Annotated in this window: 22 protein-coding genes; 13 read left to right on the top strand and 9 right to left on the bottom strand. The window is 68.3% G+C overall.

All coding sequences use genetic code 11. The features are described from left to right. Positions 1-68: 68 nt before the first annotated feature. The 3 genes from dnaA to mutM all read right to left on the bottom strand — a co-directional run bounded on the left by dnaA (position 69) and on the right by mutM (position 3,149). Positions 69-1,499, bottom strand: a complete 1,431-nt coding sequence (gene dnaA, locus D9601_RS03370) for a chromosomal replication initiator protein DnaA (RefSeq protein ID WP_443024712.1) — start codon at positions 1,497-1,499, stop codon at positions 69-71. A gap of 455 nt (positions 1,500-1,954) precedes the next feature. Beyond that, entirely contained in the window at positions 1,955-2,218 is a 264-nt protein-coding gene (gene rpsT, locus D9601_RS03365; RefSeq protein WP_198352500.1) for a 30S ribosomal protein S20, read from the bottom strand. A gap of 115 nt (positions 2,219-2,333) precedes the next feature. Beyond that, the gene (gene mutM, locus D9601_RS03360; RefSeq protein WP_198352499.1) at positions 2,334-3,149 is read right to left on the bottom strand and encodes a bifunctional DNA-formamidopyrimidine glycosylase/DNA-(apurinic or apyrimidinic site) lyase; all 816 of its coding nucleotides are present in this window, start codon (positions 3,147-3,149) and stop codon (positions 2,334-2,336) included. 56 nt (positions 3,150-3,205) lie between these two features. Between mutM and D9601_RS03355 the strand changes: the two genes are divergently transcribed. From D9601_RS03355 to D9601_RS03325, 7 genes are read left to right on the top strand one after another with little or no spacing between them, the layout of a single operon-like run. Beyond that, positions 3,206-3,937: a class I SAM-dependent methyltransferase gene (locus D9601_RS03355; RefSeq protein ID WP_198352498.1), complete on the top strand. Its 732-nt coding sequence runs from the start codon at positions 3,206-3,208 to the stop codon at positions 3,935-3,937. Between the two features lie 19 nt (positions 3,938-3,956). Further along, complete coding sequence (gene ubiB / locus D9601_RS03350) at positions 3,957-5,489, top strand: 2-polyprenylphenol 6-hydroxylase (RefSeq protein WP_198352497.1); 1,533 nt, start codon at positions 3,957-3,959, stop codon at positions 5,487-5,489. Positions 5,490-5,503: 14 nt separating this feature from the next. Beyond that, positions 5,504-6,628 (top strand): hypothetical protein, encoded by a 1,125-nt coding sequence (locus D9601_RS03345; protein WP_198352496.1) that lies wholly within the window; start codon positions 5,504-5,506, stop codon positions 6,626-6,628. Beyond that, on the top strand, positions 6,625-7,830 hold the full coding sequence (gene coaBC, locus D9601_RS03340; RefSeq protein WP_198352495.1) for a bifunctional phosphopantothenoylcysteine decarboxylase/phosphopantothenate--cysteine ligase CoaBC: 1,206 nt from the start codon (positions 6,625-6,627) through the stop codon (positions 7,828-7,830). Before D9601_RS03345 ends, coaBC begins: the two co-directional genes overlap by 4 nt. 48 nt (positions 7,831-7,878) lie before the next feature. Then, on the top strand, positions 7,879-8,322 hold the full coding sequence (gene dut, locus D9601_RS03335) for a dUTP diphosphatase (protein WP_198352494.1): 444 nt from the start codon (positions 7,879-7,881) through the stop codon (positions 8,320-8,322). Further along, entirely contained in the window at positions 8,319-8,723 is a 405-nt protein-coding gene (locus D9601_RS03330; protein WP_198352493.1) for a hypothetical protein, read from the top strand. Before dut ends, D9601_RS03330 begins: the two co-directional genes overlap by 4 nt. After that, positions 8,720-9,493 (top strand): HesA/MoeB/ThiF family protein, encoded by a 774-nt coding sequence (locus D9601_RS03325; protein WP_198352492.1) that lies wholly within the window; start codon positions 8,720-8,722, stop codon positions 9,491-9,493. The genes D9601_RS03330 and D9601_RS03325 overlap by 4 nt, the downstream gene beginning before the upstream one ends. Before the next feature lie 182 nt (positions 9,494-9,675). Here the strand turns inward: D9601_RS03325 and D9601_RS03320 are convergent, their stop codons facing one another. The 4 genes from D9601_RS03320 to wecB form a co-directional block, all read right to left on the bottom strand. Beyond that, positions 9,676-9,951, bottom strand: a complete 276-nt coding sequence (locus D9601_RS03320; protein ID WP_443024689.1) for a hypothetical protein — start codon at positions 9,949-9,951, stop codon at positions 9,676-9,678. Positions 9,952-10,096: 145 nt separating this feature from the next. Then, a complete protein-coding gene (locus D9601_RS03315) occupies positions 10,097-10,858 on the bottom strand; it encodes a metallophosphoesterase family protein (RefSeq protein ID WP_198352491.1) in 762 nt (253 codons plus the stop codon). An 85-nt stretch (positions 10,859-10,943) separates the two neighbouring features. Beyond that, positions 10,944-12,242, bottom strand: coding sequence for a UDP-N-acetyl-D-mannosamine dehydrogenase (gene wecC, locus D9601_RS03310; RefSeq protein ID WP_198352490.1), 1,299 nt, complete (start codon positions 12,240-12,242; stop codon positions 10,944-10,946). After that, positions 12,226-13,362, bottom strand: coding sequence for a non-hydrolyzing UDP-N-acetylglucosamine 2-epimerase (wecB, locus tag D9601_RS03305; protein WP_198352489.1), 1,137 nt, complete (start codon positions 13,360-13,362; stop codon positions 12,226-12,228). The genes wecC and wecB overlap by 17 nt, the downstream gene beginning before the upstream one ends. 101 nt (positions 13,363-13,463) lie before the next feature. On the opposite strand from wecB, the gene galU reads away from it, so the two are divergent. Continuing rightward, a complete protein-coding gene (galU, locus tag D9601_RS03300) occupies positions 13,464-14,324 on the top strand; it encodes a UTP--glucose-1-phosphate uridylyltransferase GalU (protein WP_198352488.1) in 861 nt (286 codons plus the stop codon). 81 nt (positions 14,325-14,405) lie between these two features. Here galU and D9601_RS03295 read toward each other — a convergent pair whose 3' ends face one another. Next, positions 14,406-14,978 carry an FKBP-type peptidyl-prolyl cis-trans isomerase gene (locus D9601_RS03295; protein WP_198352487.1) on the bottom strand — a complete coding sequence of 191 codons (573 nt, stop codon included), beginning with the start codon at positions 14,976-14,978 and terminating at the stop codon, positions 14,406-14,408. Positions 14,979-15,087: 109 nt separating this feature from the next. After that, positions 15,088-15,294 carry a 30S ribosomal protein S21 gene (gene rpsU / locus D9601_RS03290; protein WP_017978269.1) on the bottom strand — a complete coding sequence of 69 codons (207 nt, stop codon included), beginning with the start codon at positions 15,292-15,294 and terminating at the stop codon, positions 15,088-15,090. A gap of 270 nt (positions 15,295-15,564) precedes the next feature. On the opposite strand from rpsU, the gene D9601_RS03285 reads away from it, so the two are divergent. From D9601_RS03285 to D9601_RS03265, 5 genes are all read left to right on the top strand, one after another. Beyond that, entirely contained in the window at positions 15,565-16,293 is a 729-nt protein-coding gene (locus D9601_RS03285; protein ID WP_198352486.1) for a response regulator, read from the top strand. After that, positions 16,277-17,566, top strand: coding sequence for a sensor histidine kinase (locus tag D9601_RS03280; protein WP_198352485.1), 1,290 nt, complete (start codon positions 16,277-16,279; stop codon positions 17,564-17,566). Before D9601_RS03285 ends, D9601_RS03280 begins: the two co-directional genes overlap by 17 nt. A gap of 123 nt (positions 17,567-17,689) precedes the next feature. Continuing rightward, entirely contained in the window at positions 17,690-18,607 is a 918-nt protein-coding gene (locus tag D9601_RS03275) for a dioxygenase family protein (RefSeq protein ID WP_198352484.1), read from the top strand. Between the two features lie 72 nt (positions 18,608-18,679). Then, complete coding sequence (gene cysS, locus D9601_RS03270; RefSeq protein ID WP_198352483.1) at positions 18,680-20,107, top strand: cysteine--tRNA ligase; 1,428 nt, start codon at positions 18,680-18,682, stop codon at positions 20,105-20,107. Continuing rightward, the gene (locus D9601_RS03265; RefSeq protein ID WP_198352482.1) at positions 20,104-21,042 is read left to right on the top strand and encodes a D-2-hydroxyacid dehydrogenase; all 939 of its coding nucleotides are present in this window, start codon (positions 20,104-20,106) and stop codon (positions 21,040-21,042) included. The genes cysS and D9601_RS03265 overlap by 4 nt, the downstream gene beginning before the upstream one ends. The last annotated feature ends 29 nt before the right edge of the window (positions 21,043-21,071 follow it).

The following is a 21,071-nucleotide window of genomic DNA, read 5'->3' as shown; positions in this document are numbered from 1 at the left end:
GTCGTCCCCTGCCACCCGCGCCCCGGCATCCCGCGCCCGCCGGCCACGCCGACGAGCCACGATCGGGTCTAGGCTTCGAGTTCGCGCATCAGCGTGCGCACCGCGGCGTCGATGTCGCGGTCTTGGTCGCGCAATTCCTCGATCTTGCGCACGGCGTGGATCACGGTCGAGTGATCGCGTCCGCCGAACTTGCGGCCGATCTCGGGCAGGGAACGCGTGGTCAGCCGCTTGGCGAGATACATGGCGATCTGGCGCGGGCGCGCGACCGCACGACTGCGCCGGGCGGACACGAGATCGAGCGGCTTCAACTCGAAATGCTGGCTGACCAGCTTCTGGATCTCGTCGATCGTCACGCGACGCTGCGCCCCGCGCAGCACGTCGCCGAGCGTCGCCAGCGCAAAGTCGAGGTCGATACGGTCGCCGGTCAGCTGCGCATAGGCGACGACGCGGTTGAGCGCCCCTTCCAGCTCGCGGATATTGGCGTGGATGCGCGCGGCCAGCAGGTCGAGCACCTCGGCGGGGACATCTGCTTCCGGCAGGTCGGCGAGTTTCCTGTCCAGTATAGCACGGCGCAACGTCAGGTCGGGCGCTTTGATGTCGGCGACCAGCCCCACGGCCATGCGGCTGACGATCCGCGCCTCGACGCCGTCGAGAGCCTGCGGGCACCGATCCGCGGAGATGACGAGGCGCTTGCCCGCGCTCATGATCTCGTTGACCGTGTGGAAGAATTCTTCCTGCGTCGCATCCTTGCCGGCGATGAACTGCAGATCGTCGATCAGCAGCAGGTCGGCGCTGCGCAGCCGCTGCTTGAACGCGAACGTGTCGCGGGCGCGCATGGCGGCGACGAAGTCGAACATGAAGCGCTCGGCCGACATGCACAGCACGGTGGCATCGGGATGCGCCGCGAGGAAGGCATGGCCGATCGCATGCATCAGATGCGTCTTGCCCTGCCCGGTGCCCGAATGGAGGAACAACGGGCTGAACCGCGGCGGGCCCGGCTCGGCCAGCGCCTTTGCGGCATTGAAGGCGACGCGATTGGCGGTATCGACGACGAACCGGTCGAAGGTGAAGCGCGGATCCAGCGGCGGCCGTTCGGTCGCCTTGCCCGGTGTAGCGGCGGCGACCGCCGGCCGGGCCGGCGCGGGCTGCGGTGCCGCCACGGGCTGCACGGTCGCCGGCTTCGGCGCAGGCGCGTCCGCGACCAGCTTGACCGGGGCAGCACCGGCAGCGCGCGTCTCGATCGCAACGCTGCTGACCGCGGGAATCAGGGCACGAAATTCGAGCAGCAGCCGGTCGGCATAATGATTGCGGACCCAATTGGCCATGAAGGCCGAGGGCAGGCCGAGGCGGATCGTGTCCGGCTCATCCGCGTCCTCGATCAGTTCCATTGGCTTGAGCCACTGTTCGAACAAACGGGCGCCGGCCGATTCGCGCAGGTTGGAGCGGACGCGAGCCCAGGCGTGTTGCGCCTCGCTCCCGGTTTCCGCCACTGCCTGCACCTTGACCACGCACACGTCTCCCTTGCTCGCGTAACGGCATGTCACGCGCAGCGGCTCGATCATCAGGACAGACACGTCCCCCATACGGCCCACCGGGCCGTCCGGTATTCCCCAACTGTTCAGTATCCGGCGACGGTGAATCCCGCCGCGGTAGGGGCGAGTTATGAAGCCTGGGCTGAGTCGATCAAGCCCTGCGCCGGTCACTAATGTGAAATAAACGGGATTGACACGCCACGGGCCGCGGAATTGCGTAGAGAAAAATTACAAGCCGTTGTTATTGCTTCTTTTTCTTCGACAGCGCCCGAACTGGCACGCACGAATCGCGGTGACTCCGATGGTTCCGATTTCGTTCCGCGAACCCCGTTTCGGACGCAAATAAATCCGGCAGACGGCACAGCAAAAAGCCCGCCGGGGAAACCCCGGCGGGCCTTGGCCATCGACGCTGTCGACGTGGATCAGGCGAGCGCGGAAAGGCGCTTCGTCAGCCGCGCGAACTTGCGGCTGGCGGTGTTCTTGTGGAGCACGCCCTTGGCAACGCCGCGCGCCAGCTCCGGCTGGACAGCCGCGAGTGCCGTGGTCGCCGCCGCCTTGTCGCCCGACGCCAGCGCAGCCTCGACCTTCTTCACGAAGGTACGGATGCGGCCGATGCGCGCACCATTGACTTCGGCGCGGCGCTCATTGCGACGGATACGCTTCTTGGCTTGCGGCGTGTTCGCCATTCGGGTCGGTCCTCAGTATGTTCCGGTCGATGAAAAAGGGGCGCCGGGATCACCCTACGCCCTCTCGAAGGTGGCGCCCATAACGAGTGTGGGCGACAAGGTCAACCGCGGCGGCTCAGCGCGGCTGGCATTTCGGGCAGTAGAAGGTCGATCGGCCGGAGTCGACCCGCCGCCTGACGGTGCCTCCGCAGTGGCACGCCTCGCCCTCGCGGCCGTAGACCAGGAACTGCTTCGAGAAATAGCCGAGCTCGCCATCGGGCCGGACATAGTCGCGCAGCGTCGAGCCGCCGGCCTCGATCGCGGCGAGCAGCACGTCGCGCACCGCCTCGGTAAGGCGGTCCAGCCGCACCTGGCTGATCTGGCCGGCGGGCCGCGTCGGCGCGATTCGGGCGAGATGCAGCGCCTCGCAGACATAGATGTTGCCAAGGCCGGCGACGATCCGCTGGTCGAGCAGCATCGCCTTGATCGGCGCCGCCCGACCGGCGAGCGCCTCCGCCAGATAGGCGCCGGTGAAGGCGGGCCCGAGCGGTTCCGGCCCCATCGCCGCGAAAGGCGGATAGGCGTCGAGCGCGTCGCTGCGCCACAGATCGAGAAAGCCGAATCGCCGCGGATCGTTGAGCGCAAGGCTGCGCCCCTCCCCCGTCTCGATGACCAGATGATCGTGCGCGAGCGGTTCCGCCGGATCGACTCGCCAGCGTCCCGACATGCCGAGATGGAAGATCAGCGTGTCGCCGCGATCGGTGTCGATCAGCCCGTATTTGGCGCGCCGACCGAGCGCCGTGACAATGGCCCCGGTCATCCGCTGGCGCAGATCGACGGGGATCGCCTTGCGCAGGTCGGCGCGTCGCGGCTCAACACGGGTCAGGCGCTGTCCCGCCAGCACGGGCGTCAGGCCGCGGACGGTAGTTTCGACTTCGGGAAGTTCTGGCACGCCGATCAGCTAGGTTGCGTTTGCCCCCGCCACAAGGCGCGGCTAGGGCGTTGCAGATGAGCGACACCGTCTCCTTCGGCTACGAAGACGTCACCCCGGAAGAAAAGACCGCCCGCGTCGGCGGCGTGTTCACCAACGTGGCGAGCCGCTACGACCTGATGAACGACGCCATGTCGGGCGGCATGCACCGTCTGTGGAAGGACCGGTTCGTGCGCCGGCTCAATCCGCGACCGGGCGAGCAGGTCCTCGACATGGCGGGCGGCACCGGCGACATTGCGTTCCGGATTGCCGATCGCGGCGCGACGGTGACGGTCGCCGACATCAATCCTGCCATGCTGGAGGTCGGCATGCAGCGAGCGGCCAAGCGCGGCTACGACGGACTGGTCTGGACCGAGGCGAATGCCGAAGTGCTGACCTTCCCCGACCGCTTCTTCGACGCCTATACGATCGCCTTCGGCATCCGGAACGTCACCGACATTCCGGCGGCGCTGAAGGAGGCGCATCGTGTGCTGCGCCGCGGCGGCCGGTTCTTCTGCCTGGAATTCTCGACCACGCAATGGCCGGGGTTCAAGGAAATCTACGACAGCTATTCGCACAAGCTGGTGCCGAAGCTCGGCCAGATGCTGGCGCAGGATGCGGACAGCTACCGCTATCTGATCGAATCAATCCGCCGCTTCCCCGACATGCCGACGTTCGAGGGGATGATCCGCGACGCGGGCTTCACCGCGACGCGTGTCGAGCCGCTGCTCGGCGGCCTGGTCGCGATCCATTCGGGGTGGAAGATCTGATGCGCGGCGCCGACACGCAGTGACCGCGCCCGCCGTCCATGTCTGGCGACTCCTGAAATGGGGCCGCATACTGGCGCGTCATGGCGCGCTTAAGGGGATCGAGGGCGATCCCAATACCCCCGTCCCGGTCCGCCGCCTGGCACGGATCGCGCGATTCGGCGCGCGCGTGCCGGCGACGCCGCGTTATGCCGACGCCTTTCAGGCGATCGGCCCGGCAGCGATCAAGCTGGGCCAGACACTGGCCACCCGCCCCGACCTGGTCGGCGAAGCGGCGGCGCACGATCTGTTACGGCTGCAGGACCAATTGCCGCCGGTGCCGTTCGAGACGATCTGCGCAGCGATGGAAACCGGCCTCGGCCGTCCGCCCAGCGCGGTGTTCAGCCAGATCGAGGAGGTGCCGGTCGGCGCCGCCTCCATCGCCCAGGTCCATCGTGCGGTCACGACCGACGGCCGGCGGGTCGCGGTAAAGGTGCTGCGCCCCGGCGTCGAGGCGGATTTCACGCGCGCGATCGACACGTATCAATGGGCAGCGGCGCAGCTCGAGGGGCTGGGTGGCGAGGCGAAGCGGCTGCGCCCGAGGCTGACGGTGGAAAATTTTCGCCGCTGGACGCTGCGCGAACTCAACTTCCAGCGCGAGGCCGCCTCGGCCAGCGAATTGGCCGAGGCGATGACCGCCGAACCCAATTTCGTCGTGCCGACGATCGACTGGCAGCGTTCGTCGACGCGCGTGTTGACGATGGAGTGGATCGACGGGATCAAGCTGTCGAACCGCCAGGCGCTGATCGACGCGGGCTATGACCTGCCGAAGCTCGCCAATACCCTGGTCCAGGCCTTCCTGCGCCAGGCGATCGCGGAAGGATTCTTCCACGCCGACATGCATCAAGGCAATCTGTTCGCCCTGCCCGGCAACCGGATCGCGGCGATCGATTTCGGCATCATGGGGCGGATCGACCGGCGCGCCCGCGTCTGGCTGGCGGAGATCCTCTACGGGCTGATCACCGGCAATTACCGCCGCGTCGCGGAGATCCATTTCGAAGCGGGCTACGTGCCCAGCCACCATAATGTCGCTGAATTCGCCACCGCGCTGCGCGCCGTCGGCGAACCGATGCGCGGCCTGCCGGTCAAGGACATGTCGATCGGCATGATGCTCGACGGCCTGTTCTCCATCACCCGCGATTTCGACATGGTGACGCAGCCGCATCTGCTGCTGCTCCAGAAGACGATGGTGATGGTCGAAGGGGTGGCGACCGGGCTCGATCCCGACATCAATCTGTGGGAAGCGGCCGCCCCGTTCGTGCGCGAATGGATTCGCACCGAACTGGGGCCGGAAGCGGCCATTGCGGACCGACTGATCGAAGACGTGCGCACGCTGGCGCGGCTGCCCGACCTGCTGCGGCGGATCGAAGCGCGCTATCCCGCCCCGGGTGGCGAGCCCCCTGCCCCGCCGCTCAAGGAGATCGAGGTGGTGCGGATCGGCGGCGGCTGGCGCTATCTTGCGGTGGCACTGGTCACTGCGGCAAGCGTCGCAGCGACGCTGGTGCTGATCCATTGATCGCACGCTGAGCGATGCATCGGCGCGCCCTCACCCCGATCTGGCTGGCGAGACCGTCGCGCTTCGCCGAGGTCCAGCCACGTGGCGGCCGGATCGGTGCGGCGCTGCTCGCGCTGCTGCTGGTGCTCGCCACGCTGCTCGTCTATGCGAGCCCGGCGCCTCCCGTCGCCAGCGGTCGACCGGAGAATCGCGCCGACGACCGTGCCGACGTCGTGCTGTACGAGACGATCGTCGCCAACGTGCGTGCCGGACGCGACTATTACCTTGCCGCCGCGGATGCGCAGCGCGCCGGCGGCTATCCGCTGCGGCCGTTCGTCACCGTCCGGCTGCCGACATTGGCGCGGGTGCAGGCCGCGCTACCGCCATTGGCCACACCGATACTGCTCTATCTGCTCTGCGCAGCAGTCGCCGCCGCCTGGGGCTTCCGGCTGCGCACCGCCTTCGCCCGTACTCCGCCGCGAGTGATCGCGCTGGCGCTGCTGGCAGGCGGGCTGATGGTCTTCGTCCAGCCGGATCTGGCGGCATTCCACGAGATATGGGCAGGGCTGTTCGTCGCGCTGTCGCTCGGATTGTGGCGTCCGGATCGCTGGCTACCATCGGTCGCCTTCGGTCTCGCCGCCGTCCTGATCCGCGAAACGGCGGGATTGTACCTTGCGATCATGGCCGGCTGCGCCCTTGTCGAAGGGCGCCGGCGCGAAACCGCCGGATGGCTGGTCGCGATCGCGATCCTGGCCGCTGTGCTCGTGCTCCATGCCCATGCCGTCGCCCAGGTCGTACGGCCGCTCGACCCGGCGTCGCCGGGCTGGTCGGATCGGCTCGGCATCGGCCTGTTCATCCGGGCGTTGGTCGCGCTGACCGCGCTCGATCTTGCCCCGCTCTGGCTGGCCGCGCCGCTGGTCGGGTTGTCGCTGTTCGGCTGGGCGGCGTGGCGTGACCTTCTGGCGATGCGGGTGCTGGCAACGATGCTCGCCTATGCCATGCTGCTCGGCCTGTTCGCGCGGCCGGACACCTTCTATTGGGCGATGCTGATCGCGCCGCTGTCGCTGGTCGGCCTCGCCTTTGCGCTCGACGGCGGGCGCGATCTTCTGGCGGCCGCGTTCGATACGCGCCGCATCACCGTGACGCGAGTGGTTCGATGACGCGCATCCTGCTGATCGTCGGGGGCGGCATCGCCGCCTACAAGGCCTGCGAGCTGATCCGCCTGCTCCGGCGGCGCGGCCATCGGGTGCGCTGCGTCATGACCGACGGGGCGAGCCATTTCGTCACCCCGATGACGCTCGCCGCGCTCAGCGAGGACAAAGTCTACACCAGCCTGTGGGATCTCAAGGACGAGGCGGAGATGGGACACATCCAGCTCAGCCGCGAGGCGGACCTGGTCGTCGTCGCGCCCGCTACTGCCGACCTGATGGCGCGGATGGCCGCAGGGATCGCCGACGATCTCGCCACGACCGTCTTGCTCGCGACCGATACGCCCGTGCTCGTCACGCCGGCGATGAACGTCCGGATGTGGGCCCACCCGGCGACGGTGCGCAACGTCGCCCGCCTACGCGCCGACGGGATCACCGTACTGGAACCGGACGAGGGGCCCATGGCCTGTGGCGAATACGGCCCCGGCCGACTGCCCGAACCGGAAGCGATCGCCGATGCCATCGACCGTATGCTCGATCGAGACCGCCAGCGTCCTTTGGCCGGGCACCATATTCTCGTTACGGCGGGACCGACGCATGAGGCGATCGATCCGGTTCGCTATATCGCCAATCGCTCGTCCGGCCGGCAGGGCTTTGCGATCGCCGGCGCCCTCGCGGCATTGGGCGCCAAGGTGACCCTGGTCGCTGGTCCCGTGACCCTTCCCACCCCAGTAGGCGTGACACGCGTGGACGTGATCAGCGCCACGGAGATGGCGGCGGCGGTCGAGAGGGCGCTGCCCGCCGACGCCGCGGTGATGGTCGCCGCCGTGGCCGACTGGCGGGTCGAGCCGGCGCCGCAGAAGGTCAAGAAAGGCGATGCGCCCCCCTCGCTGGTGCTGACCGAGAACATCGACATCCTGGCCACGCTGGCACGCAGTCCGCGCCGCCCCCGGCTGGTGGTCGGCTTCGCGGCGGAGACGGAGCAGGTGATCGAGCGGACCGCCGGCAAGCGGCTGCGCAAGGAAGCGGACTGGATCGTCGGCAACGACGTGTCGGGCGACGTCTTCGGTGGCGACAGCAACACCGTGCATCTCGCCACCGCCGACGGGGTCGAATCCTGGGAACCCCTGTCCAAGGATGCGGTCGCGCAGCGGCTTGCTGTGCGCATCGCCGCAGCGCTCGCTGCCGACGTCGGCGCAACGCCGGGCCGGTAGGGCGCGTCGGATTTCCCATCCGCTTAAACCTCCGCTACACTCCGTCCAGTGAGCAGCATCCGGATCGCCATCACCCGCTTGCCCCATGGCCAGGGCTTGCCGCTACCCGGCTATGCCACCGCCGGCGCGGCCGGGATGGACGTCGTCGCCGCCGAATCCCTGACATTGGCGCCCGGGGCGCGCGCGGCGGTCGCCACCGGCTATGCGATCGCCATACCCGAAGGTTATGAGGTGCAGGTGCGGCCGCGATCCGGGCTGGCGCTGAAACATGGCGTCACCTGCCTCAATACCCCCGGCACGATCGACAGCGACTATCGCGGGGAGGTGAAGGTGATCCTCGCCAACCTCGGCCACGAGCCGTTTGCGATCGAACGGGGCGACCGTATCGCGCAGATCGTCCCCGCCCCCGTGCTGCGGGCGACATTGCAGGAGGTGGTGGAACTGAACGCCACCGCCAGAGGCGATAGCGGCTTCGGGTCAACCGGGCGATGATCGTCGCCTTGCTCTTCGCCCTACAGGGTGCGCCGGCGGCCGCTCCGCCACCCCCGCCGCTGCCGCCGCAGGATTGGAGCGCGCTGCGGACATTGCCGTTGCTCGGTGATCCATCGGACGATGGCAACGTGTCTGGCTTCGTCCGGTCGGAGGTACTGGCCGGACACTGCGGCGCGGCGATGCAATCCGGCGGCAGCTGGACGCTGCGCGTCGACGTGGCGGTGTTGATCGGGCCCGCTGGCCAGCCGCGCCGTATCGTGCCGCGTGCCATCCAATGCCCGTCGGTCGAGCAATATGCCGCCGGGCTCGTCTCCAGCATGGCCAGGGCGAATCGCACAGCTGGAGCCTTGCAGACCGAAGGCTGGTATAAGACCAGCCTGACCTTCGCCTGGACGCAATGACCGGGGTCGAGACGCTTTCCGACGACGACCTGTCGCGCTACGCTCGGCACATCATCCTCAAGGAGGTTGGCGGCGTCGGGCAGATGCGGCTGCGCACCGCGCACGTCGTGGTGATCGGGGCCGGCGGCATCGGCTCGCCAGCGGTTCAATATCTCGCCGCAGCGGGGATCGGACGACTGACCATCGTTGACGATGATCGGGTCGACCTTACCAATCTGCAGCGCCAGACGATCTACGCTACCGCGGATATCGGTGCGGCCAAGGCACAAGCCGCCGCCGAAGCGGCACAGCGGCTCAACCCCGGCATCGTCGCCATCGCGATCACATCACGCGCCGATGCCGGATCGGTTACGCGGCTGATCGCCGATGCGGACGTGGTGCTCGACGGCTGTGACAATTTCGCGACGCGGCTGCTCGTCGCCGACGCCTGTCTGGCGGCGCAAATTCCGCTCGTTTCCGCAGCGGTCGGACAATTCGACGGTCAACTCGCCACCTATCGCGGCTGGGAGCCGGACAAGCCGTGCTACCGCTGCTTCGTCGGCGACGCTCCCGATCGGGATGGCGTTAGCTGCGCCGAGGATGGCGTGCTGGGGCCGATGGCGGGGGTGATGGGCAGTCTTGCCGCGCTCGAGGTAATGCGCGCGATCACGCCGTTCGGGGAGGACAGTGCCGGTCAGTTGCTGATGTTCGACGCACTGGCGCTGCGCAGCCGCACCCTCCGCCTGCCCAAGGATCCAGGCTGTTCGGCATGCAGCGGGCGCGCCCGTTAGACCGCATTTCGCTCTGGCATCCCGGTGCAGCCCGGACCACGCCCGATCAAGCATACTGGCCCAAATTCGCCTCGCCATGCGATTACATCGGCCGGGTCGGGGCAGTCGCAGCGGCGATCGTCTCAGGACAAAAAAATAGCGGCCCGAAGGCCGCTATTTCCTAGCAGATGCTATCCGTCAGCTTAGTTGCTGGACGGCGAATCATCGCTGTCGGCGACAACGACGATGCCCGCAACGACCGCAGCCGCCGCCAGGATCGCGATGATCACGCCACCACCGGCGAGCTCATTCTTCTTCGCCGAGGCCGAGCCGGTGCGAACCGACTTCGAAACCGACAGGCTGGCGGCCGGATTGACCGGAGCCGCAACGGCCGGAGCGACCGCCATCGTGGCGGCAGCCGCAGCCATGAGATACTTCCCAAGACGCATGATGAACTCCCTCTTGTGCTCGTCGGACATGCCCTGCCACAGTTAGGTAAGCACGGCAACCCGACTAAAACCCGGTTCCTCAATCGGTTCCAAGCAGTTGCGGCAGTGCAACACAAACCGCAAAAAATGTATTAACGCGGATAAGGGAATTAGGGAAGAGGTGTTGGCGCGCCGATCACGCAACCTGCACGGTCCAGCTCGCTTCGCCCTCCAGCCCGAGCGCGGTTAGCCGCCCGGTCGAATAGGCGCCGGTATCGACGCCGATGCGATGCGGCTGAACGTCGAGTTCGTCGCTGATCGTATGACCGTGGACGACGATCTTCTCGAGCGGGCGCCCATGATCCAGAAAGGGATCGCGAATCCACCGCAGGTCGCCGCTGCGTTGGGCATCCAGCGCGACGCCGGGACGCACGCCGGCATGCACGAAGACATAATCGCCGATCACGATCAGATCCTCGAAAGTGGCAAGGAAGGCACGGTGCTCGGCGGGCACCTGCCGCTGCAGCGCCGTCGAGAACTCCTCGTAATCCATCCGGTCGTACGCCTCGGCGTCGATACCGTAGCTGATCGCGGTCTCGCGGCCGCCGACGCGACAGAAGAGGCGCAGCGCCTTGGGCTCGCCGTCAAGCGCGCCGAGGAACATTTCTTCATGGTTGCCGAGCAGAAAGCGGGTGTCGGGCCGCACCGCGGCGAGCTGGCGGAGCCGTTCGACGACGGCCGCCGACGCCGGCCCTCGATCGATCAGGTCGCCGAGGAAGACCAGCGTCGTGCGCGCCGGCCCCCGCGCCTCGTCATCGGCGGCGATGGCGGCGAGCAATCGTTCGAGCAACGCGTCGCAGCCGTGGATGTCGCCGATCGCATAGACACGCTGTCCCGGCGGGATCGATCCCGTCGGCTGGGTGCGGGTTCGGCGGCTTTTCAGCAAATTGGCTAGCATGGGTCCGGTCGGGTGGCAGCGAGCTGGGGGTGATAGGTCCAGCCGCGCCTTGCCGCAACCGCCTGAACTCGGCGTGAAGCGGAGGTCAACCGGCGAGGCGCAGCGGCATTCCCGCGGCAACGGAACGCGGCTGGTCCGGCCAGATGCCGCGCGTATCCAGCACGGCCTTGTCACGCCGCTCCTCCAGCGGCACCGAGCGGAACATGTCGTGGTCGACCAGCACGATCATGATCGGGCATTGTTCGATCGCGGTATCGATGTCGATCAGCCGCGCGCCCGTGGTCGCCAGTACGGGTGGCAGCGTTGGGGCATAGGGTTCCACCACCCGCATCCGCTCGCCGAACCGTTCGGCCAGTGCCTGTGCCACCTTGAGCGCAGGACTTTCACGGAAATCGTCGATGTTGGCTTTGAACGCGAGACCGAGACAGGCGAACGGCACACCCGGTCGCGCTTCGATCAGCGCAGCCGCGGCGGCGATGACGTGGTCGGTCTTGCCGTCGTTGACCATGCGCGCCGTCCGGATCAGCGGCGTGTTCTGGGGATCGGCGTGAACCAGGAACCACGGGTCGACCGCAATGCAGTGACCGCCGACGCCTGGCCCCGGCTGCAGGATGTTGACCCGTGGATGGCGGTTGGCCAAGCGGATCACCTCCCATATGTCGACACCCATCGTGTCGGCGACGAGACTGAGTTCGTTGGCGAAGGCGATGTTGACGTCGCGGAAGGCATTCTCGGTCAGCTTGGTCATTTCCGCCGCACGCGCGGTGGTGGTGACGCAGGCGCCCCGGACGAACCGGCGGTAGAAGGCAAGCGCCTTGCGGGCGCAGCGCGGCGTGATGCCGCCGATGACGCGATCATTGTCGATAAGTTCGACGAGGATGCGGCCGGGCAGCACGCGCTCCGGGCAATAAGCGATGGCGACGTCCGCCGCCTCGCCCGTCCGGCCCGGCACGCGCAGGTCGGGACGCAGCTTGGCGAGGAGGTCCCGCACCTCCTCCGTCGTACCGACCGGGGAGGTCGATTCGAGGATGATCGTGTCGCCCGCCTTCAGCACGGCCGCGATCGTCGTCGCGGCTTGCAGCACATAGCCGATATTGGGGGCATGATCCTCGCCGAACGGCGTCGGCACGGCGATGACGAAGACATCGGCCGGCTCGATCGTCGTGGCGGCGCGCAGCGTGCCGCGTGCGACCACGCCGGAGACCAAGCCGTCGAGGTCGACCTCCTCGATATGGACGCGGCCGGAATTGACGGTCTCGACAACGGTTTCCGAAACATCGATGCCGAGCACCCGCGCGCCGCTGCGCGCGATCACCGCGGCGGTCGGCAGGCCGATATAGCCGAGACCGAGAACGACGACCTTGAGTTCAGAGTCCGAAAGCATCGGCGATGATCCCCGCGATCCTAATGCTGGCCCGGCCGTCACCATAGGGATTGTGCGCGCGAGCCATGGCGGAATAGGCGCCCTTGTCGTCCAGAAGCGTGAAGACTTCGGAAACGATGCGATCTTCGTTGGTGCCGACCAGCCGCGCGGTACCGGCGGCGACGCCCTCCGGCCGCTCGGTCGTGTCGCGCATCACCAGCACCGGCTTGCCCAACGCCGGCGCCTCCTCCTGCACACCGCCCGAGTCCGTCAGCACGATATCACTCAGTTCCAGGGCACGGATGAAATGCGGATAATCCAGCGGCGCGATGCGAGCGACATTGTCGCGGGCGCCGAGCGCCGCATCCATCACGCCGACGACGTTGGGATTGGGATGCATCGGGAACAGCACAGCCGTGTCGTCGCGGTCGGCGATGCGGGCGATGGCGCGGGCGATCGCAGCCATGCCGTCACCGAAATTCTCGCGTCGATGCGTCGTGACCAGGATCAGTCGCTTGCCGGCGAACCGGGCCGCGACGGCCTCCAGATCCGCGGCGAGCGCAGGTGCGGCGGCGATCCGCTCGCGCGTCCAGTGCAGGGCATCGATGACGGTATTGCCGGTGACGCGGACGCCGGTGGTGACGGCCTCCCGCGCAAGGGCCGCCGCTGCGGTCTCGGTCGGGGCAAAATGCAGATCGGCGATCGGTGCGACGATGCGGCGGTTCACCTCTTCGGGCCAGGGATGGTAGATGTCGCCCGAGCGCAGCCCCGCCTCGACATGCGCGACCGGGATCTTGCGATAATAGGCCGCCAGCGCGCCGACCATCGCCGTCGCGGTATCGCCCTGCACAACGACCCGGTCGGGCCGCTCGGCATCCATCACCTCGCCGAGGCCGATCAGCAGGCGCGCGGTCAACCGGTCCAGCGTCTGCCCCGCTTCCATCAGGTCGAGGTCGATATCGGGGGTCAGCCCGGCGATGGCGAGCACCTGGTCGAGCAGGCCGCGATGTTGGGCAGTGACACAGGTGACCGTGTGGAGCCGCGGGTCTTGGCGCAGAGCGCGGACCACGGGAAACAATTTGATCGCCTCCGGCCGGGTGCCGAAGATGACGAGGACTTTGGGATGCGGCGGACTGGCCATGGCCCATGCGTAACGGTTGCGACTTAACGTCCGACTAAGCGCGTTGCGGCGCTGGCCCGGACATCCTAGGTGCAGGCACCTTTGCCAATCCAGGAATGACGATGACGATCAAGCGCGTACGCAAGGCGGTTCTGCCGGTGGCCGGTCTCGGCACCCGGTTTCTCCCGGCCACCAAGGCCATGCCCAAGGAGATGCTGACCGTCGTCGACAAGCCGCTGATCCAATATGCGGTGGAGGAAGCCTTGGAGGCGGGGATCGAGCAGATCATCTTCGTCACCGGTCGCGGCAAGAGCGCGCTGGAAGATCATTTCGACGTCTCCTACGAGCTCGAGGCCACGATGAAGGCGCGCGGCAAGTCGCTCGCCGCGATCGAGGGCGTGCGCCAGAAGCCGGGCTCGCCCGTCTACGTCCGCCAGCAGGAGCCGCTGGGCCTTGGCCATGCGGTATGGTGCGCACGCGAGATCGTCGGCGACGAACCGTTCGCGGTGCTGCTGCCCGACGAGCTGATGGTCGGCGGCTTCATGAAGCAGATGGTGGAAGCCTATGACACGGTCGGCGGCAACGTCATCGGTGCGCTCGAAGTGCCTGACAGCGAGACCGACAAATACGGCATCATCTCGCCCGGCAAGCAGGACGGCCGCCTGACCGAAGTCACCGCGCTGGTCGAGAAGCCCAAGGGCAAGGCGCCGTCGAACCTGATGATCCCGGGCCGCTACATCCTGCAGCCGGAGGTGATGCAGATCCTCGACGCGCAGGAGCCCGGTGCGGGCGGCGAGATCCAGCTGACCGATGCGATGGCCAAGCTGATCGGACGCCAGCCGTTCCACGGCTTCACCTTCGACGGGCAGCGCTACGATTGCGGCGACAAGGCGGGCTGGCTGACCGCGAACCTGGCGCTGGGCCTGGCGCGCGAGGACATCGGGCCGGCGGTGCGCAGCTTTGCCAAGCAGTTGCTCGGCTGAGGCGGACGACTGCCGCCAGATGCAAAACGGCCGGGCTTCCATCGCGGGAAGCCCGGCCGTTTCGATGTGCGGCGGCGGCGATCAGCGACCGGCGGGCGGCGCGACCTCCGCACCCTGCGGCAGCTGCGGGCGACCGCCCATCTGCTGCTGCATCTGGATCTGGCGGACGACGTCGGCGGGCAGGAACTCGATCATGTCGATGTCGAAGACCAAGGTCGAATTGGCCGGGATCGGGCCCTGCGCCGTATCGCCATAGCCAAGCGACGGCTTGATCCAGACGCGGTACTTCGACCCCTTGGGCATCAACTTCATCGCTTCGGAGAAGCCGGGGACGACGCCGGCGACGGGCATCGGCGTCGGCTGGCGCGACTTGTCGAAGACGGTGCCGTCGAGCAGGCGGCCTTCATAATTGATCAGCGCGACGTCGGTGTCGGTCGGCTTGGCCGCACCCGGCTTGCCCGGATCGAGCACCTGATATTGCAGGCCCGAGGCGGTGGTGACCACGTTCGAGCGGCGCGCATTGCGGGTCAGGAAGTCGTCGCCCTGGCGCGCGAGCAGAAAGGCGGCGATGACCGCCAGCGCGATGCCGACCCAGAGATAGACGAGATAGCTGCGCTTGACGGGGCGCAGCGGAACGGCGGTGACGGTCGACATGGCTAAGGCACCTGGAGCTGTGGTGCCGGGCCGGCCGTCACCGGAGAAGTTCGCAAAGTTCACGCACCGGCGTCACCGCAAGGGCGACGCCGGGTATCACAATACCTGCTTACCGGGCACCGTCACGCTCGGCGCGCTTGCGCTCGAGCTTGCGGGCGCGGCGCACGGCGGCGGCACGCTCGCGCGCGCGCTTTTCCGACGGCTTCTCGTAATGACGGCGCAGCTTCATCTCGCGATACACGCCCTCGCGCTGCAGCTTCTTCTTGAGTGCGCGAAGAGCCTGGTCGACATTGTTGTCGCGGACGACGATCTGCATAAAACCGATTCACTCCAATCAAATAGGTAACGCGGCCGCGAACCGGGGTCCGCGCCGTGTGAACGGCCTCCCTAGCAGCGACTCGTCGAGCTGGCAACCCGTGCGCCGCAGCGCGGTTCCGCCCCGCCCGACTGTGGCATGGCGACCACAGCCCGCGATGTTTCGCGCCATGTTGCAGCCTTGCAACCGGGCGGATACGTCTGGGCTCGAGTGGCGGACGCCATGCAGAACATCGCCCGACCGATCGCCGCCCCCCTGACAGCGGATATCATGGACCTGGAAACGCGCCTTCTCATCGTCGACGACGATCCCGGTATCCGCGAGCTGACCGCCGCCTTCCTGGCCCAGCACGGCTATCGCGTCGACACGGCGGAGGACGGCCCGACGATGCGCGCCGCGCTGGCGCGCAGCGATTATGCGCTGATCGTGCTCGACGTGATGATGCCCGGCGAGGACGGCCTGACGATCCTGCGCTCGCTGGACCGGGCGACGGCGCCGCCGGTGATCATCCTGTCGGTGATCGGCGAGGAGGTCGACCGGATCGTCGGGCTGGAGATGGGCGCCGACGATTACATCGCCAAGCCGGCTAACCCGCGCGAGCTGCTGGCGCGCATCCGGTCCGTGCTGCGCCGCAACGAAGCACGCGGTGAGCCGCGCACCCGCCTCCCCGCCCGCCCCTATCAGCGCTTCGCCGGCTGGCGGCTCGATGCGGCCGGGCGTCAGCTGTTCGATCCGGACGACGTGCTGATCAACCTGTCCGACGGCGAGTTCCGGCTGCTGATGACGCTGGTCGACCATCCCCGCCGGGTGCTGAGCCGCGATTTCATCCTGGATCATGCGCGCGGGCCGACCGCCGAGCATTTCGACCGCGCGATCGACGTGCAGATCAGCCGCCTGCGCCGCAAGCTGGCGCGCCGCGACGGACAGGGCGGCGACGAGCTGATCCGCACCATCCGCAACGAAGGCTATATGTTCGCGGCCGATGTCGAGGTCCGCTGAGCCGGCGGAGCGGGTGCGGTCGATCGCCGCGCCGATCTTCGCCCTCGTCATCGCTGCGGTTCTGGTCGCCACCGCCGTCTCGTTCGTCGTCACCTTCCGCGGCCCGCCGCCGCGCGACCCGCCGCATGCGTTGGACGATATCGCGCACGCCCTGCGCACCGGCGCGGCGCCGGAGGGGCCGGGGCCGCATATGGCCGTGACGCAGAGCGCCGCCGCACCACAGCCGGGACGCGGGCAGCGTGCGGACGGGCGCGCGGCGCAGCGGATCGCCGCCGACCTGGGTGTTCCGGCGTCGGCGGTGCGCGCCTATGCCGGCCCGCCGAGCGGCCCCGGCGGCATGTTCGTCGACGATTTCACCTTCGCGGTGCGACACGGCGACGGCTGGCGGATCGCGGCGGTGCCGCGCGCGCCGCTGCTCAAACACTGGCATTGGATCAGCCTGTCGGCGATGCTGCTGGCGATCCTGATCCTCGCCTGGCCAGCCTGGGCATTGGCGCGGGCGATCTCGCGCCCGCTCGGCCAGCTCGCCGCCGCCGCCGATGCGGCGCGGGTCGGCGAGGCACTGCCGCCGCTGCCGACGCGGGGATCGCGCGAGGTGCGCGAACTCGCCGCCAGCGTCGCGACGATGCACGCGCGCCTCGCCGGCCATGCCGAGGGACGGACCGCGATGCTGGGCGCGATCGCGCACGACCTCGGCACGCCGCTGTCGCGCCTGTCCTTCTGGGTCGAGCAGCTGCCCGAGGCGGCGCGGACGCGCGCCAGCGCCGACATCGACGAGATGCGCGCGATGATCCGCGGCGCGCTCGCCTTCGCCCGCGACGAGACCGGCCCGCGCGAATCGGTACGCGTCGACCTCGGCAGCCTGCTCGACAGCCTGGCCGACGACATGCAGGTCGCCGGCGCGCCCGTGACGCTGACGCCGGGCGAGCGCGCGGTGGTGCGCGGCGATCCGGTCGCCTTGCGGCGGCTGTTCGCCAATCTGATCGACAATGCGGTCCGCTATGGCGAGGCGGCGACGATCGGCTGGCGGATCGACGGCGCCCGGGTCGCGGTGACGGTCGAGGATCGCGGGCCGGGGATCGACCCGGCGCAGGTCGAGCGCCTGTTCGAACCCTTCGTCCGCGGCGATCCGTCGCGCAACCGCGCGACCGGCGGCACCGGCCTGGGGCTGGCGATCGTGCGCACCATCGCGGCGCGGCACGGCGGCACGGCGGTGCTGGCGAACGGCGCGAGCGGCGCGCGAGCGACGGTGACGTTGCCCCTGGCCGGGTAACCGGTTCTAGCCCCCGCCAACACCCGCGAGCCGTTACATAGCGCAACATTGCGTCGGTGCGTGACATATCGCGGCGATACTCCGCGGCGATTCCCCCCGTCATCCATCCGGGGAGTTTCGACCATGACGCATCACGACGATCACCACCACGGCCACGGCATGGCCGAGGACCTGCCGCGCATCGAAGCGCTGCTGGCGCGGCGGCGGGCGCTGAAATGGTTCGCGGGGGCAGGAACGGCGGCTTTGGTCGCGGGCTGCGGCGGCAGCGATGCAAGCGGGTCGAGCAGCAGCGTCAGCGTGACGAGCAGCGGCGCGACCGCGACGCCCACGCCGACCGCCACCGCGACACCGACGCCGACCGCCACCGCCACCTCAACCAGCACCGCCTGCATCGCCGATCCGACCGAGACCGCCGGCCCCTACCCCGCCGACGGCACCAACAGCGCATCGGGTTCGACCAGCAACATCCTGACGGTCAGCGGCATCGTGCGCAGCGACATACGGTCGAGCTTCATCAGCACATCGACCGTGGCGACGGGCGTGCAGCTGACGATCACGCTGACCCTGGTCAACGTCAACGCCGCCTGTGCGCCGCTGGCCGGCTATGCCGTCTATCTATGGCATTGCGACCGCAAGGGCACTTATTCGCTCTACACCGCGGCGGCCGAAAGCTATCTGCGCGGCGTGCAGGTCACCGATGCCAACGGGCAGGTGACGTTCACCACCATCTTCCCCGGCTGCTACGATGGCCGCTGGCCGCATATGCATTTCGAGATCTTCTCGAGCCTCTCCAATGCGTTGGGCGGGAAATATGCGGTGCTGACGTCGCAGCTGGCGATGCCGTCGAGCTGGTGCGCGACGGTCTATGCCGACACCACCACCTATCCGGCGAGCGCGACCAATTTCGCCAAGGTGTCGCTGTCGAACGACAATGTGTTCGGCGACAACAGCAGCGCCCAGCTTGCGCAGCAGACCCCGACGATCAGCGGATCGGTGGCGGCCGGACTGACCGGCACCGCGGTGATCGGCATCGCGCGCTGACCGCGACATCCTCCTCTGCCGGCGCAGGGGAGGAATGGCGTTGCCGCATCCGGCGCGCTAGAGCCTCGCGCCATGACGCCGATCACGCTCTACAACAGCCTGACGCGCGCGACGGAGACCTTCGCGCCCGCCGACCCCGCCAACGTGCGCATCTATTCGTGCGGGCCGACCGTCTATCACTATGCGCACATCGGCAATCTGCGCGCCTATCTGTTTACCGACACATTGGGGCGCGTGCTGACCTGGCTGGGCTATGGCCTGACCCATGTCATCAACATCACCGATGTCGGCCATCTGACCAGCGACGCCGACGCGGGCGACGACAAGATGGAGGCGGCAGCGAAGAAGAGCGGCCAGGACATCTGGGCGGTGGCCGACCATTATACGCGGGCGTTCAAGCAGAACCTCAAGGACCTCAACGTCCGCGATCCGGCGCGCTTCCCGCTCGCCACCGACCATGTCGAGCAGATGATCGCCTTCGGCACAGCGATCGCGGACAAGCACTGCTACCGCCTGCCCGACGGCCTGTATTTCGACGTGACGACGGTGCCGCAATACGGCCTGCTCGCCGGCACGCGCGAGGACGGCCCGGCGGAGGGGCGGATCGAGACGGTGGAGGGCAAGCGTCACCCCGCCGACTTCGCGATCTGGCGCACCAGCGCACCGGGCGAGAACCGCCAGATGGAATGGGACAGCCCCTGGGGGCGCGGCGCGCCCGGCTGGCACCTCGAATGTTCGGTGATGAGCCGGCAGTATCTTGGCGACCATTTCGACATTCACACCGGCGGCATCGATCATCGCGAGATCCACCATCCCAACGAGATCGCGCAGAACCAGGCCTATTCGGGCAGCGCCGACACCGGCGCCACGGTGTGGATGCACAACAACTTCCTTGTCGACCGGACCGGCAAGATGTCGAAATCGTCGGGCGAGTTCCTGACCCTGCCGGCGCTAGTCGCGCGCGGCTTCCACCCCCTCGCCTATCGGTTGATGTGCCTGCAGGCGCATTATCGCAGCGAGCTGGAATTCAGCTGGGACAATCTGGCGGCGGCGCAGACCCGGCTAAAGCGGCTGGTGCAGAGCGTCGCGGCGCTGAAGGCGCGCGGCGAGGGCAAGGGTGCGGCGGCGGCATCGCCCTATCGCGAGCGGCTCGCCGCGGCGGTGGCGGACGACCTCAACACGCCGCGTGCCCTGCCGGTGCTCGACGAACTGCTCGCCGACAAAAGGGTCAGCCCGCAGGACCGGCTGGCGGCGCTCGCGAACTTCGACGCGGTGTTGGGGCTGGAGCTGCTGACGCTGACCCGCGAGGATCTGCGGGTGCGGCCGGAGAGCGCCGGGATCGACGAGGCGGGGATTGCGGCGCGGCTGGCGGAGCGGCGCGAGGCGCGCGCGGCCAAGGACTTCGCGCGCAGCGACGCGATCCGGGATGAGCTGGCGGCGGTGGGAGTCGAGGTGATGGACGGCGATCCGATGGGTTGGGACTGGAAGGTGCAGTCGTGAAGGCGGTGCTGCCCGCACTCGCCCGACCGCTGCTCGAACCGCGGCTGCCCGCCGGGCTGGAGGTGGCGTGGTTCGCCAGCCCGGACGAGGCGAAGGCGATGATCGCCGATGCCGACATCGCCTGGGTCGACATGCAGCCGACCCGGCTGGTCGCCGAGGCGATCCGCGCGGCCGGACCAAACCTCCAATGGGTGTCGACCATCTATGCCGGCCTTGACGCCTTTCCGCTCGACGTGCTGCGCGCCAAGGGCGCGACGCTGACCAACGGCGCCGGGATCAACGCGGTGGCGGTGGCGGAATATGCCGTGATGGCGATGCTGGTCGCCGCGAAGCGCTTCGACACCGTGCTCCGCGCCGGGCAGCGGCACGAATGGCTGGGCGATGCGCCGGGCAAGGTCGAGCTGGACGGCACGCGGGCGCTGGTCGTCGGCTATGGCACGATCGGGCGGCTGATCGGCGAGCGGCTGACGGCGTTCGGCGTCGGCGTCGACGGCGTGACCCGGTCCGGGCGCGACGGGACGCTGGGGCCGGACGACTGGCGGGCGCGGCTGGGCGACTATGACTGGCTGGTGCTGGCGGCGCCGTCGACCGATGCGACCAAGGCGATGATTGGCGCGGACGAGCTGGCGGCGATGCGCCGCGACGCCTGGCTGATCAATATCGCGCGCGGCGACATGGTGGATCAGGACGCGCTGGTCGCGGCGCTCAAGGCGCGGCGGATCGGCGGCGCCGTCCTCGACCCGACCGAGCCGGAGCCGCTGCCGGCGGATCATCCCCTGTGGGACGCGCCCAATTGCATGATCTCGATGCATCTGTCGGGGCGCAGCCAGACGAAGATGTTCCAGCGCGGCGCGGCGCTGTTCCTCGACAATCTGGCGGCGTTCATGGCGGGCAAGCCGATGCGGAACGTCGCGGATCTCGACGCGGGCTACTAAATTCCTCCCCGCTTGCGGGGAGGTGGCAG

This window comes from Sphingomonas sp. MA1305, from assembly GCF_016107325.1.
Lineage (GTDB): Bacteria > Pseudomonadota > Alphaproteobacteria > Sphingomonadales > Sphingomonadaceae > Sphingomonas.
This window is presented reverse-complemented; position numbering and strand designations above follow the sequence as displayed.

Bases quoted from the DNA above. Each gene is read 5' to 3' on its own strand.
- D9601_RS03295 (WP_198352487.1), bottom strand. From the start codon at position 14,978: ATGTCGACCGTCACCGCCGTTCCGCTGCGCCCCGTCAAGCGCAGCTAT.
- rpsU (WP_017978269.1), bottom strand. From the start codon at position 15,294: ATGCAGATCGTCGTCCGCGACAACAATGTCGACCAGGCTCTTCGCGCA.
- coaBC (WP_198352495.1), top strand. From the start codon at position 6,625: ATGACGCGCATCCTGCTGATCGTCGGGGGCGGCATCGCCGCCTACAAG.
- wecC (WP_198352490.1), bottom strand. From the start codon at position 12,242: ATGCTTTCGGACTCTGAACTCAAGGTCGTCGTTCTCGGTCTCGGCTAT.
- D9601_RS03285 (WP_198352486.1), top strand. From the start codon at position 15,565: ATGGACCTGGAAACGCGCCTTCTCATCGTCGACGACGATCCCGGTATC.
- D9601_RS03325 (WP_198352492.1), top strand. From the start codon at position 8,720: ATGACCGGGGTCGAGACGCTTTCCGACGACGACCTGTCGCGCTACGCT.
- galU (WP_198352488.1), top strand. From the start codon at position 13,464: ATGACGATCAAGCGCGTACGCAAGGCGGTTCTGCCGGTGGCCGGTCTC.
- D9601_RS03355 (WP_198352498.1), top strand. From the start codon at position 3,206: ATGAGCGACACCGTCTCCTTCGGCTACGAAGACGTCACCCCGGAAGAA.
- cysS (WP_198352483.1), top strand. From the start codon at position 18,680: ATGACGCCGATCACGCTCTACAACAGCCTGACGCGCGCGACGGAGACC.
- D9601_RS03315 (WP_198352491.1), bottom strand. From the start codon at position 10,858: ATGCTAGCCAATTTGCTGAAAAGCCGCCGAACCCGCACCCAGCCGACG.
- rpsT (WP_198352500.1), bottom strand. From the start codon at position 2,218: ATGGCGAACACGCCGCAAGCCAAGAAGCGTATCCGTCGCAATGAGCGC.
- wecB (WP_198352489.1), bottom strand. From the start codon at position 13,362: ATGGCCAGTCCGCCGCATCCCAAAGTCCTCGTCATCTTCGGCACCCGG.
- D9601_RS03280 (WP_198352485.1), top strand. From the start codon at position 16,277: ATGTCGAGGTCCGCTGAGCCGGCGGAGCGGGTGCGGTCGATCGCCGCG.
- D9601_RS03320 (WP_443024689.1), bottom strand. From the start codon at position 9,951: ATGTCCGACGAGCACAAGAGGGAGTTCATCATGCGTCTTGGGAAGTAT.
- D9601_RS03330 (WP_198352493.1), top strand. From the start codon at position 8,319: ATGATCGTCGCCTTGCTCTTCGCCCTACAGGGTGCGCCGGCGGCCGCT.
- D9601_RS03345 (WP_198352496.1), top strand. From the start codon at position 5,504: ATGCATCGGCGCGCCCTCACCCCGATCTGGCTGGCGAGACCGTCGCGC.
- D9601_RS03275 (WP_198352484.1), top strand. From the start codon at position 17,690: ATGACGCATCACGACGATCACCACCACGGCCACGGCATGGCCGAGGAC.